The sequence below is a fragment of the Azohydromonas lata genome, assembly GCF_034427735.1.
Taxonomy (GTDB): Bacteria; Pseudomonadota; Gammaproteobacteria; order Burkholderiales; family Burkholderiaceae_C; genus Azohydromonas; species Azohydromonas lata.
On sequence record NZ_JAXOJX010000122.1, the window covers coordinates 1 to 13,067 of the forward strand.

Here is a 13,067-nt window from a genome sequence, read left to right on the forward strand (position 1 = left end):
TGGCGTGGCGCTGCCCGTGTCCACGGTCCAGTGGCCGCCGGCGTCGGCCGTGACCTCGAAGCTCGCACCGCCCACCGTCACCCGCACCGTGCTGCCGGCTTCGGCCGTGCCCGAGAGCACTGGCGTGGCGTCGTTGGTCAACGCGGCGGAGGTCAGCGCAGGCGCCGTCGGCGCCGTGGCGTCCAGCGTGAAGCTGGTCGTACCGGTGCTGCGGTTGCCCGCCGCATCCGTGCTCGACAGCGACACCGCCTTCAGGCCATCGCCGCCCAGCGCGAGCTGCCCTTCCACCGGCGTGGCGCTGCCCGTGTCCACGGTCCAGTGACCGCCGGCGTCGGCCGTGACCTCGAAGCTCGCACCGCCCACCGTCACCCGCACCGTGCTGCCGGCTTCGGCTGTGCCCGAGAGCACCGGCGTGGCGTCGTTGATTAGCGCAGCGGAGGTCAGCGCAGGCGCCGTCGGCGCCGTGGCGTCCAGCGTGAAGCTGTCTGTACCGGTGCTGCGGTTGCCCGCCGCATCCGTGCTCGACAGCGACACCGTCTTCAGGCCGTCGCCGCCCAGCGCGAGCTGGCCTTCCACGGGCATTGCGCTGCCCGTGTCCACGATCCACATGCCGTTGGCACCGGCCGTGACCTGGTAGGTCGCGCCGCCCACTGTCACGCGCACCGTGCTGCCGGCTTCGGCCGTGCCCGAGAGCACCGGCGTGGTGTCGTTGGTCGCGTCCGTCGTGCCCAGAGTGGGCGCCGCGGGCGCCACGGTGTCGACCAGCACGCCGTCGGCGCTGACGCCGTCCAGCGTCAGCACCGCGTCGTGGCCGACCCCATCCTGGATGCTGCCGCCAGTGCCCAGCACGATCGCGCTGCCCAGCTCGATGCCGTCCAGGTCCTCGTCGCCCGCGCCCACGGTGTAGGAGAAGGTCACCGTGCTGCCGGAGCTGGAGTCGTAGGTGAAGGTCTTGGCGACGGCGCTGCCGCTGCCGGTCTGGAACATGGCCTCGATGGTGGGCGTGCCCGCCACCGTCACGTCCTCGTCGAAGGTCACGGTCAGCGTGATGACGTCGCCCGTCACGTAGTGGCCGCCATGCTGGGCCGAGGGCAGCATCTCCACGGCCGTGACCGTCGGCGCCGCCGTGTCCACCTTGAAGCCGGAGTCCCAGCCGAACCAGTCCGGGTCGACGACCACCGCGTTGCCGGCCTTGTCGCGGCCGGCCGTGGCGCCGCTGCCGGGATCGAAGGACTCGATGGTGACGCCGTCGCCATCCGTGTCGCCGTCCTGGACCACGTAGCTGAACGTGATCCGCCCCGTCCCGCTGCCTTCGACATAAGTGGCGTGGCGCATGACGCCGCCCACGTCGATGCCGAGCCACGCGTCCGAGCCGACATAGAGGTGGTCGAAGAAGTCCACGTAGAGCGTCAGGGTGTCGCCTGCGCGGGAGACATCGGCGCCGGACTTGGCGAAGTAGCTCAGGAACGGCGCCACGTGGTCCACGCTGTAGGTGGGCTCGTTGTCGCCGCTGACCGCGGTGTCGAGCACGTTGCCCGCGGCATCCTGGATGTCACGCGGGCTGCCGGCGGTGGCGAAGCCCAGCGTGACCGAGCCCTCGTCCATGAGCGCCAGGTCGCCGCCGGAGACGGTCACGTCCCAGGCGGTGCCGCCGGCGGACACCACGCGCGTGACGGTGCCGGTGGTGCCGCTGATGCTGAAGTCGTCGGTGCCCACGTTGCCCACGGGACCGTCGAAGGTCACGCGCCATACCAGCTCGGTGGCATTGGTCACGCCGCCGCTGTTGGTGCTGAGGCGGACGACGGACAGCACCTTGGGCGCCGTCGTGTCGAGCGTGAGCGTGCCGCTGCCGCCGGTGGCGTTGCCCGCCGCGTCGGTGCTGGTGAGGGTGACGGTCTTGCCCGCGCCGTCCGCGCCCAGGTCCAGCGTGCCGGTGTGAGCGTCGCTGGCGGTGTCCACCACCCAGTTGCCGGAGCCGTCGGCGGTGGTGGTGTAGACCGCGCCGCCGACCGCGACCGTGACGCGGCTGCCGGCCTCGGCCTGGCCGCGCAGCACGGGCGTGGCGCTGTTGGTGAGCGTGGTGCCCAGCGTGGGCGTGTCGGGCGCCACCGCATCGACCACCACGGACGAGGTGTCGCCCACGCCTTGCAGCGTGGTGTCGAGCGCGTTGCCCGCCTGGTCCTGGGTGCCGCTGCCGGCGTCGAAGGAGGTGACGCTGATGCCGCCGGCCCCGAGGTCGCCGTCCACGATGGTGTAGGCGAAGACGGCGTCGGTGGTGCCGGAGCCGCTGACGTAGACGGCTTCGCGCGCGACGCCGCCGATGTCCAGCACCAGCTTGGCGCTGGTGCCGATCACGACCTTCTCGCTGAAGCTCACGGTGAAGTGCAGCGTGTCGCCAGCGACGTAGCTGCCCGCGGCCGGCACGTCCACGGCGGTGATGGCCGGCTCCGTGGTGTCGAGCACGTAGTCCCGCTCGAACTCGGCGCTCTCGTTGCCGGCGGCGTCGACCACCTTGGCCTTGAGCGTGTTGCTGCCCGTGAGGGTGGCGTTGTCCAGCGTCCAGGCACGGCCGCTGGCGTCCACGGTAGCCTCGTCCCAGTGGGCGCCGCCGTCCAGCGACACCAACACCTTCTCACCGTCGGCCAGCGCGGCCGTGAGGGTGCCGCTGATGCTCTGGCTGGCCGAGTTCGTGACCAGGTCGGTGCCGTCAGGGCCGGTGTCGCTGGACAGGGCCGCCGAGTCGATCGCGGTGGCCGGGTCGCTGGTGTCCACCGTCACGGCGTAGGCGGAAGACGCACCGCTGACCGCACCCACGCCGGTGTCCGCGGCCTTGGCCGTGAACAGGTGCTGGCCCTCGGCCAGCGGCGTGCTGCTGTAGTCGCTGTAGGCCCAGCTCCAGTCGCCACTGCCGGCGGCGACGGTGGTGCCGACCTTCTCGCCGTCGAGGTACACCCAGACGGTGCTGCCGGCCGGCGCGGTGCCGTTGAGCGTGGGCAGGGTTTCGCTGGTGATGCCGTCGCTGTCGGAGCTGCCGCTGTCCAGGGAGATGCCCGTGATCTCCGGCGCGGCAACGTCGGCGGGGTGCAGGCTCGCGGTCACCGCCTCGTAGGTCGTGGTGCCGTCGTTGATCGTCACCGAGAACACGCGCGTGCCGTCCACCACCGTGGGCACCGCGTACATCAGGTTGCCGACGACGTCTTGCATCTCCTGGGCGCGGACGGCGTAGAGTGCGGCACCGGTGGCGCCACTGATCACCTGGTCGAACAGGTTGATGCGCAGGTCGCGCCCGTGCTGCCCGTCGAAGAAGCCGTCCACGGTGCCGATGGCGTCGCCGACGTAGTACACCGTCTCGCCGGCGCTGAGGCTGTAGTCCGCCGAGGCCACGTCCAGGCCGGCGCTCAGGATGTAGCCGTCGGCGAAACTGAACGAGCCGTCGCGCACGCCTTCGATCTGCTCCACCAGCACGTAGCCCTTGGCAAAGCTCGTGGACGGGTCTTCGCTGAAGTACGTCCAGATGTTGGAGTCCACGTAGGTAGGCGTGTCGGGCGTCAGCAGATCGTCGTCACCCTGCAATTCGACGAGCCCCGCGCTGGTGCTGCCGGTGTCGTCGGCCACCGACACGAACAGTTGCTGGACCACCGTGTTGCCCAGGGCATCGGTGGCCGTGACCTCCACCTCGTAGGTGTTGTCGCCGTCCGCGCCGCCGGTGTCCAGCGGGTTCTCGTAGTCCGGGGCCTGCACGAAGCGCAGCACGCCGGTGCCCTCATCGATCTTGAAGAGGGCGCTGTCCTCGCCGCCGGTCACCGTGAAGCCGATGTGGCCGTGCAGGCTGCCGAGATCCATCGAGTCCTGGACGCTGGAGACCCAGGTGGTGTTCTCCGCCACCACGGGCGCTGCCATGTTGGCCACCAGCAGGGCCGGGTCCACGATCACGCCGTTGGCCGTGCGGTCGGCGTCGTAGTCGCCGCCGTCCACGAGGCTGAAACTGATGACGTTCTGGCCGTTGGCCTTGGTGGGGCTCAGGGGCGAGAGCCTGTCCCACGTGCCCGTGCGCAGGTTCTTCTTGTAGAGCACCGTCATCAGGCTGGTCGTGTCGACCGACAGCGTGACGTTGGCCGTGCCGCCGTTGCTCAGCCCGCTGACCGTGAAGCCCACCTGGCCCAGCGGCATGGTGACGCCCTTGGCCAGGCCCGTCGGCGTGGTCAGGGCGGTCAGGCCGCTGAGCGACAACCCGCTGTCGACGGCCAGGTTGAAGGTGTAGTTGGTCTTGACGACGCTGGCGATGGAGCCGGTGTTGCCCGGGCCCAGCGTGAGCTTGTAGATGGCGCTGGAGTAGTCCGTGCCGTCGCTGACCTGAAACTGGGCCACCGTCACGCCGCCGCTCAGCGTAGGCGCGTAGCGCAGCTTGCCCGCGGCGATGTCCGCGGCGCTGATCTCCTGGCCGGCGGTGACGGCGACGCCGTCGTACTCCAGCGTGCCGGCGCTCGTCGGCTGCGGGACGTTGACGATCCTGACGAAGGCCAGCGCGTTGCCGTCGGCGTCGCTGAAGCTGCCGAAGTCGCTCGCGCTCAGCGTCACCGCGGTGGTGCCGCTGGTGGTGACGCGGTCGTCGGTGCTGGTGGGCCGGGTGTTGACGGTGTGGAAGTCCAGCACCGTGTCGCTGCTGACAGCCACGCTGGCGTTGCCCGCGCCGTCCACCAGCGCCCCGGCGTCGACGAGCACGTGGTAGTGCGTGCCGCCGCGCAGGCTGGCGGTGGGGTTGACGGTGACGGTGCTGCCCGCGATCGTGACCTGGCTGGCGTCGGTGACATCGATGACGCGGGTGTCGCTGCTGTTGTCGGGGTTGACGATGCGGATGAAGCCGCTGCCCGCGGCGACCGCCTCGCTGAACTTGAGCACCAGGTTGTCGGCGCTGGCCACGCCGGTGGCGCCGTCCAGCGGCGTGGAAGCGGCGGCATCCAGCGCGGGCGCCACGTCGTCGCTGACGGTGATGGTGAAGGCCTGCTCCGTGTACAGGCCGCCGCCGTCGGTCGTGCGGACGTGGACCTTGTAGCTGCCAGCGGCCAGCGCGCTGGCGCCCACGCTCAGCGTGCTGCCCGAGATCGAGAACTTGCCGTTGTCGGCGTCGTTGCCGCCGCTGCCGGTGGCGAAGGCGTAGGTGAAGCTGCACACCCCATCCGGGTCGGTGGTGGCGAACGTGCCCACCGTGGCGCCAGCCGTGGCCGTGCTCTGGCCCAGCGAGGCGCTGGACAGGCCCAGCGCCGTGGGCGCCTCGTTGAGGTTGCCGATGGTGATGCCGACCGTGGCCGAGGCGTCGAGCGTGCTGCCGCCCGTCTCGTCGTACACCCCCACCTCCAGCGTGTAGCTGTTGGCCGCCTCGTGGTCCAGGACGGCGCCACTGGCCACCTTGATGGTGCCGGTGGCGTCGATGGTGAACAGGCCGGCGCCGGTGCCGCCGGTGATGGACCAGGTCAGGCCGTTGGTGTCGCCGGACACCTGCATGCTGCCCACCACCGTGCCGGCGGGCGAGTTCTCGTCCACCGTGAGGCTGGCCGGACCGTCGATGGCGGGGGCGACATCGGTCAGGTCCAGCGCGATGCTGCTGTAGGTGGTGGTGGTGCCGTCGTTGGTGGCGACCTGGATGGCGGCCGCCCCGGTGGTGTTGGCGGTGGTGGTGAAGGTCACCGAGGCCAGCGCGGCGTTGACGGCGGCGGCGCTGCCGCTGATCTGCACCATGGCCGTGCCGTCGCCGCTGATCACCGCGGCACCGCCGGTGGTGACGCTCAGCGTGCCGCCGGCGGCCGTGAGCATGGTGGTGAGGCTGTCGCCGTCGGCGTCGCTGACGCGGATCTGGTTGCCGTTGCCGGCGCTCAGCACGATCGAGCCGTTTTCCGCCAGGGTCTGCGTCGCGGCGGGCACGGTGTGCACCGGCGCGTCGTTGGTGCCCGTGACGGTGATCGTCACCGTCGCCGGGTCGCTGTTGGCGCCCTGTGCGTCGGTCGCCCGGTAGGTGAACGAAACGTTCTCGCTCTGGCCGGCGCGCAGCGCGTCGAAGGCGGTGCCCGGGTTGAAGGTGTAGGTGCCGTTGGCGTTGAAGGTGAGCGTGCCCTTGCCGGCCGGCACGTCCGACACCAGCGAATAGCTCAGCTCGCCGTCACGCACCACCGTCAGCGCAATGCCCCAGTCGCCCCAGGGCTGCAGCTGGCGGGTGACGTGGTTGTTGAAGTCCTTGAAGGTCAAGCGCAGGCCGTTGCCCGCGGTGTTGACGCCAATGGTGTAGGGCAGGTCGGCGTAGTTGGCGTGGTTCTGAAAGGCCGACACCATGTCGCCGATGGAGGCGAAGCCGCCGGCGTTGCGGATGACGACGCCGTACTCGGCGTTGGCCTCGCCGAAGAACGACCAAGTGCGCTCCACCCAATACTCAACGGCGCCGGTTTCCTGGATCTCCGGCAGCGCGTCCGCGTCGGTGGCCGCGGGCACCGAGTTGCTGAGGGTGGTGTTCTCCGCGGTGGTCTTGCTGCTGTCGGAGGCCTGCGGCGCCTGGTTGTGCACCACGTGGTAGACGTTGGTGCCGCCGCTGAGCGTGGTGTTGAGCGCGTTGCCCGCAGCGTCGGTGACGTTGTGGCCGGCGGCGAAGGCGAGGGTCACGTCGCCCGTCATGGTGTCGACGTTGCCGGCCGACACCGTCACGTCGTAGCTGTTGCCCCCGGCCGACACGACGCTGGTGACGGTGCCGGTGGTGCCGCTGGCCGTGAAGTCGGACGTGTCCAGGTTCGACACCGCCTCGTTGAAGGTCAGGCGCCACACCAGGCCGCCGGTGGCGCTGGTGGTGCCGCTGACGTTCGTGGTCTGCCGGGTCACGGAGCTCACCGTGGGTGCGACGTTGTCGGCGACGGTGATGGTCAGCGCCTGGTTGACGTAGTAGCTGCCCGTGTCGGTGGCGCGCACCAACACGCGGTAGCTGCCCGCGGCCAGCGCGCTGCCGCCCACGCGCAGCGTGTTGCCCGAGATCGAGAACTTGCCGTTGTCGGCGTCGTTGGTGCCGTTGCCGGCGGCCAGGCTGAAGGTGTGGACATCGCCGGAGTCGGGATCCGTGGCGCTGAGCGTACCCACCGTGGCGCTGGCCGTGGCCGCGTTCTGGTTGATTGACACGCTGGACAGGCTGACGGCCGTGGGCGCCTCGTTGACGTTGCTGAGGTTGATGGTCACCGTGGCGGTGTCGTCAGCCGTGGTGTCGGCGTCCGCGCCGTCCACCGCCACCACGAGCGTGTAGCTGTTGACGCCCTCGTAGTTCAGGACCGCACCGCTGGCGACTTGGATGACGCCGGTGCTGCTGGCAATGGTGAACAGGCCCTGGCCGGTGCCGCCGGTGACGGACCAGCTCAGTCCACTGGTATCCCCCGACACCTGCATGGTGCCCAGCGTCATGCCCGCAGTGGAGTTCTCGGCCACCGTGAGGGTAGCCGGGCCGTCGATGACCGACTGCGCGACGTTGGCCACCGCGAAGACGCGGGTCTCAATGTCCTTGCCTGTGCTCTTGCCCTCTGCCGAATCCGTCCAGGACGTCGCAAAGCCGCCACGGGCCAGTGCGGTGACGACAGGAGCCCTCTGGTCCCCGTAGCGGTATTCGTTGATCTCGAACTCGTTGGCGTCCACGGCGGTGCCGTCGGCCGTGAAGCGGCGCCCCTCGACGGCATAGCCGTTCCCATCCACGCCCTCGGAATCCCAGACGACCACGAACGTGTCGTTGGCGAGTGCAGTCACCTTCGGCGGCCCCATCTTCGTGCCGCGGGTATCGACCTGGATGGCGTCGGAGGCCGCTGCACCGTGGCTGGTGAAGACCTGCGCGTAGATGTGGTCCTCCGTGCCGGAAAGCCACGTCACCACGAAACCGCCCGAACCCAGCGCCGTCAGGGCCACGGGATACACGGAATCGCCCATCGCCTGCGTACTGGCCTGGGTGGAGCCGATGTAGACGTTGAATCCCGCCCAGTTGTTGCCGTCGATGCAGGCAGTGGCTACATCGCCGTTGGCCAGGACGGTGCTGGCGGGCGACAAACCTGGCGTCATGCCGGCTGCACTACCGTTGAGCGCCGTGGTTGCGCCGGTCTGCACGCCTGCATCGGAGAAGGTCGCCGTCTTGGTGCTGACGTAATCGGCAATTCCCCAAGTCACGACGAAGCTGTGGCCGCCGGGGGCCACAGCGACGGAAGGATTGGAGAAGCCGTCCCAGCCGCCCGTCACATTGTCGTCGCTATCGGTGCTGAAGGCATCGACCGTACCGGACGTGACGATGGCCCCGGTCGCGCCGTCGACGATCTTGTAGAGGACGTCGTAGTCGCCGTCCGCATACACCACGACGAATCGGTTGTTCGCCAGCGCGGCCATCGTGGGCGCGGTGTCCGACGTGCCGGCATCCAGCACCATGCGCGCTCCCTGGGCGCTGCCGGCACTGTCATACACCTGCGCATACAGGCCCGAGCTGTCCACCCAGCCCACCACGTAATTGCCGTTAGACAGTGTTGCCGTCGTGGGCTGGTCCTGGTCCAGCATGTCGCTGCCCGTCCCCTTCACGTCAACGTCGTGGCCGAAATCCAGGTCCTTAGAGGCATCCTTCACCGTGAAGGTAAAGGTCTTGGTGACACCCTGGCCGTTGATGGGATTGCCGGAGGTATCGGTCTGAAGTGCATCGTAGTAATGCACGGTGACGCTGACCTGTTGGCCTCCGACCAGGTTGGCCTTCGACGCCAGTTGCAATTTTGCCGTCCTGCTGGACGACGCGTCGAAGTTCAGGCTGAACGCCCCCGCCAAGGACTGGCTGTCGATCGCCCAGTAGCCCCCGCACCCAGAACCACTATCGATCCCAGTCAACTTCGCCACGGTCGAATTGACGGGCGCATCGGTGACCACGGATCCCGTCGAATTGTCAGAGGAGATATCGGTTGGGGCGGTGTCCAGCTTGACCTTGAAGTTGCCGCCGTTATAGAAGCCGGAATTGGCAGCAGTGGTCGAGTTGGTCGGATCGAGGCAGGTGATGGCGCCGAAGTCGACTTCCTGGGTTGCCGTGGTGTTCGCGTGATAACGCACCCAAGAATTGGGCGGCGCGAACGTGCTCCAACGGCTCACCAAGGTGGTCCAAGTGCTTCCGTTATTGGTGCTGTATTCGAAGAAGCCCGCACTTCCGCTATTGATGAGGTTGTACGCGAAGTACTGGTTTGCCGGCACCTTGAGGATGGTCGACGTCGTGCCCCCTGGGCGGATATAGAAAGCATCACTAGGAATGCCCCGGACCTGCCCACCGGAAACGACGTTCGCCGGGTTGCCCCAGGGCCACACCGTGGGATTGGCCAGCACGTCGTCATACTGCGTCAGGTGCAGCGCCGAGGTTTCGATCTTGTCCACGGACGACTCCAGCACCCAGTCACCGCCCAGGCTGCTCGCCCCTGTCGGGTTGTTGGAGGCAGCGATGTCGGCATGCGTGATCTGCGCTAGCCGGTTCACCAACTCTATGCCGGCCTCACCCTGCGCCGTGTCGCAGCCATAGATGAGGATGTCGCCGCTGTCCGTGAGGGCGCTGCCGATCTGCGCCAATTCCGCTTGGTTGGCTTCCACGTTCACGTTCGTGAGATGGAAGCTGCCCAACGCGATGGAGCCGCTTTCGCCGTGGCTGAGGATGTGGATGGCGTCGTAGCCGCTGTGGCTGCTCGCCCATGCCGCGATCTGGGCCAGGCCGTTTTGCGCCCTGTCGATCAGGCGCACTTCGATGCCCGGAGCGATGGCAGCGACGAGCCGCTCATAGTGGACGACCTGGGTGTCCACGAAGGCGACTTCGCGGCGTTCAGCGTTCAAGGCCGGGGCGACGCCCCGCACCAGCACGGGTTCGCTGGCCACTACCTGTACTTTCTCGACCTCGCGCAGCGCGTCGGCCTGCTTGGTATGGACAGTGTCTGCAGCGGCCGCCGCAGCCTTGGCCGCAGCCCCCGCATCCAGGGCTGCAACGTCATGGCTATGCGAATCCACCACGGTCGCCACGGCCGCGCCGTCGAACATGAAGCGCTGCTCCAGGGCCAGCGGGCGCAGCGCGCTGCGGCTCAGGCGCCGGCGCGCCGGCACGCAGGCGCTGTCGGTGTCGGTGTCCACCTGCACGCCGGACTCGGTGCCGCCAGAGCGCTTGCCGCGTCCGCACACGGTTTCGGCCACGGCCACGAAGGTGCGGGTCAGTTCGTTCCAGACAGTACGGTGGATCTTGTTCATGGCGCTTCTCCGATGGCGCTGATTCAGAAACAACCCGGCTGGCGCGCTTGAAAGGCACGCCAGCCGGGTTGTGCAAAGCAAAGGAATGGGGCGGCCACCCTGGGCAAGCCCAGGCAACCGAAGAAAGACGAGTTCAGCGCAGGCCAGGTTTTCTCGGGTGCGTGCTTGCGCTGGCAAGACGAAGTGGACTTGCCTTGAACAAGCACGCCGTTGACGACAGGGTTCGACGCCGTGCCGCTCATCGCTCCGGCGGCATCATCAGCACCCGCCCGCTCATGCCGGCGATGAGCTCGCCGAACTTGCCGTCGATCTCGGCGGCCAGCGTGGTGTAGCGCCGTGGCATGAGCTGGGCGCGGATCTCGCGCTTGTCCAGCGACGGCGCGGCGGCCGCGGGCAGCGGCGCTGCGGCGGGCCTGGTTGCGGGAGTGGCCGGCGGCACGGATTTGACGGCATCGGCCGCCAGCGCGGGTACGGCATACAGGCCCCACCCCAGGGCCAGCACCAAGCCGGTCCCTAGACAACTGCTCTTCATGGGGTTCTCCTTGTCACCTGGCCGCGGGTGCGGCGATGGCCAGCACCTGGGCTCCGTCCCACTGCTTGAGCGAGGCCGCCACTGACTGCGTCGGCTGCGCCAGCGGCACGGCGGCGCTGCCCTCGGGCGTGGGCTCCATGCCCAGCGAGGCCTGCAGCCGCCCAGCCTCGGCCTTGCGCGCGTCCTCCAGTGCCGTGGCGGCGTCGGCCAGCGGGGCGTGCACCTCGTTGCGCAGCTTCTGCGCGCTGGCCGTGCGCCAGAACGCGGTGCGCACGTCCTGCATCAGGATATGCAGCGCCTTGCGCCGGCGCTCCTCGGCGATGAGCACGCGGTCGGCGTTTTGCTTGGTGGCGTAGTCCTCGGCGGTCGTCTGCGGCGTCGGATTCATCGATGCGCAGCCGGACAGCAGCAGCGCCGCCACGATCCCGGCGGGAAGGGCGAACTTGGTGACAGCAGGCAAGGAAAACTTCCAATCCAGTCACACGGCGGGCAGGCCGGTACGGCACCCCCGCAAATCTTCTTCCAGCGTCCACGCTGGGCACAGGCGCCGGATGGCGACGAACTTCTAACACTCCTCCTCCCACCAAGCACTGTGAGCGTCTGGTAACCGAAGGCTACAAATTTACCCAGTTTAGGAGTTGCCTGCGACAAAGTTTTTTAGATCGAAATCGCGTGACGTGAAAAACACCACGGGCCAGCGAAGGAAGCGCCGCTTGTTTTGGGAGAAATGCACGTCGTCTCTCATCCAGAGTGAGGCTCCACAGCTCCCTGCCCGGCCCCACGGTCATCCGGTGGCCCAACACCATCCCGCCACATGTGGGCTCGCCGCCACCCGGGCGGCCCTTGTAGTGCTGGCCCGACCCTGACTGTCCAACTCGTAATGAGACCTCCTCTCGCTACCTGGCTCTGCCCTTCCAAGCGTTCCATACGCGGTAAGGCAAAACTCCAACTGCGGTACCGACACTTGGCAACGTGTCCTGTTGACGCAGCAATCTCTGTCGGCAGCGACAGCCTGGCCTGTACGGCATCGTGCAATCCACCAGCCAGAGCAGGCAGCACTTTGGCCGCCACGGCGCCCTGCCGTGGTGTTGAGGTCCAAGGTTTCTACGAATGTGGCTTAAATTTCGATAGAAACCGATGATTTATCATCGAAAATGTGGTGCCTTTCACGATTTCCTATAGCGTGAAGTTCCTATAAACAGCGAGCTTTTCTGACATGACTCGTCGCCAGGCAAGACGGAACACATTCGCATGAACCTTGGACGCGCCAGCCACGTTCGCAAGAACCGAGAGCTCAGGTATGTGTTCTGTGGCAGTGAGCCAACACCGCGCCTTGAAAGCAAAAACACCGTTTTCCTTCGGCGCTGAGCCAGCTTTCCACCGCTGGGCCATTCGCAACAACCTTGGACGCCATTCGCAATAACCTTGGGCCACAACAGCAGGTGGTCGTTGACGGTGCGGCGCTCACCCGGGCGCTGCGCGCGCACGTGGGTGCACAGGTGCCGGTAGTCCTCGTAGAGCGCCACGCAGCGCTGGCATCTGGAGGCCGCGCGCTTCAAGCTCCACGAGGCTGCCGTGGACGATCGCTGATGTCGGCGTTCCTCACCCAGCTCGCGGCTTGGCCGCGGCGCCGCATCGTGTTGGAGGAGCTCAAGCGGCTCTTCTACACCTCGCATCCCGAGTTTCAAAAGTATGCGATCAATCAACGACGCCCTTGAAATCGGCAGTAGCTGTTGAGAAGGTACGTGCCCACGTAGGCAGATGGGCACGTAATGTCAGACAGTCATCTTTCCGAGTTGGCGCAGCGGCTGGTTACCGGCCGCAAGCGTGACGGGCGCAGCATCTACGACGAGGCGGCCAAGCACGAGCTGATCCTGGCGTGCCGTGAGCCGGGCGCGTCGCTGGCCAAGATCGCCCGCGCGTGCGCCGTCAATGCCAACCAGCTCGCCAGCTGGGTACGGCAGTACGAACGCTCAGTGGCACAGAGCACCCCGCTCAGCGGCGAGCTCGTGGAGGCCCAGGCGTCGGACTTCGTGCCGGTGCGCATCGAGCCCGCTGAGCCGGCCGCGGCCGAGCCCGTGGTGAACCTGCAGGCGCGGCTGCCCAACGGCGTCGTGCTGGACCTGCGCGGCTGTGACCTGAGCCAGGCGTGCAGCGTGATCGAGGCCTTGGGGAGGGTGCGGTGTTCCGCTTCAACGAAGGACTGAAGGTTTACCTGCACCGCCCAGCCGTGGACTTCCGCATGGGCATCAACGGCCTGGCGCTGCTGGTGGAGAAGTCG

Annotated in this window: 5 protein-coding genes; 2 read left to right on the top strand and 3 right to left on the bottom strand. The window is 67.8% G+C overall.

Going from position 1 to position 13,067, the window contains the following annotated elements:
• From SM757_RS33620 to SM757_RS33630, 3 genes are all read right to left on the bottom strand, one after another.
• On the bottom strand, window positions 1-10,254 hold a 10,254-nt coding region (locus tag SM757_RS33620), incomplete at its 3' end, for a DUF4347 domain-containing protein (protein WP_322468665.1).
• 238 nt (window positions 10,255-10,492) lie between these two features.
• Window positions 10,493-10,786 (bottom strand): hypothetical protein, encoded by a 294-nt coding sequence (locus SM757_RS33625; RefSeq protein ID WP_322468666.1) that lies wholly within the window; start codon window positions 10,784-10,786, stop codon window positions 10,493-10,495.
• A gap of 13 nt (window positions 10,787-10,799) precedes the next feature.
• Window positions 10,800-11,246: a hypothetical protein gene (locus SM757_RS33630; RefSeq protein ID WP_322468667.1), complete on the bottom strand. Its 447-nt coding sequence runs from the start codon at window positions 11,244-11,246 to the stop codon at window positions 10,800-10,802.
• Between the two features lie 943 nt (window positions 11,247-12,189).
• Here SM757_RS33630 and SM757_RS33635 point away from each other — a divergent pair.
• Both SM757_RS33635 and tnpA read left to right on the top strand, forming a co-directional pair.
• Window positions 12,190-12,504 (top strand): hypothetical protein, encoded by a 315-nt coding sequence (locus SM757_RS33635; protein ID WP_322468668.1) that lies wholly within the window; start codon window positions 12,190-12,192, stop codon window positions 12,502-12,504.
• Window positions 12,505-12,558: 54 nt separating this feature from the next.
• The gene (tnpA, locus tag SM757_RS33640; protein ID WP_322468669.1) at window positions 12,559-12,993 is read left to right on the top strand and encodes an IS66-like element accessory protein TnpA; all 435 of its coding nucleotides are present in this window, start codon (window positions 12,559-12,561) and stop codon (window positions 12,991-12,993) included.
• Window positions 12,994-13,067: the final 74 nt, after the last annotated feature.

Excerpts from the sequence above, each read along its gene's own strand:
- SM757_RS33625 (WP_322468666.1), bottom strand. The coding sequence starts at position 10,786 with ATGAAGAGCAGTTGTCTAGGGACCGGCTTGGTGCTGGCCCTGGGGTGG.
- tnpA (WP_322468669.1), top strand. The coding sequence starts at position 12,559 with ATGTCAGACAGTCATCTTTCCGAGTTGGCGCAGCGGCTGGTTACCGGC.